Annotated in this window: 1 protein-coding gene; it reads right to left on the bottom strand. The window is 71.2% G+C overall.

The window, feature by feature from the left end; translation table 11 throughout:
* Positions 1-271, bottom strand: a 271-nt coding sequence (locus GJQ66_RS12690) for an SAM-dependent methyltransferase (protein ID WP_196215912.1), incomplete at both ends; no start/stop codon positions are given.

The raw sequence follows: 271 nt of genomic DNA, 5'->3' as shown, positions 1-271 counted from the left end.
GGGACAGCGTGAGCACGCTCCCGGACGGCAGCTGGTCGATGCAGCCGCGTACCGCGCGGCGGGCGATGTCGTCGTCGGCGATACAGTGCGGGATGGAGAACAGCAGCACGCCGACCGGACGGGAGAGATCCAGCAGCTCGGCCGTCTCCGGAGCGCGGAGTACCGCGTCGGGGTCGGTGATGTCGGCCTGGATGACGGTGGTCGAGGCGTCCCGGGCGAGCAGGGCGCGGCCGTGGGCCAGCACGATGGGGTCGTTGTCCACGTAGACCAC

This window comes from Microbacterium sp. ZXX196 (assembly GCF_009709595.1).
GTDB classification, from domain to species: domain Bacteria; phylum Actinomycetota; class Actinomycetes; order Actinomycetales; family Microbacteriaceae; genus Microbacterium; species Microbacterium excoecariae.
Note: the sequence above shows the minus strand (reverse complement) of the source record. Positions and strands in the feature narration are given on the sequence as shown.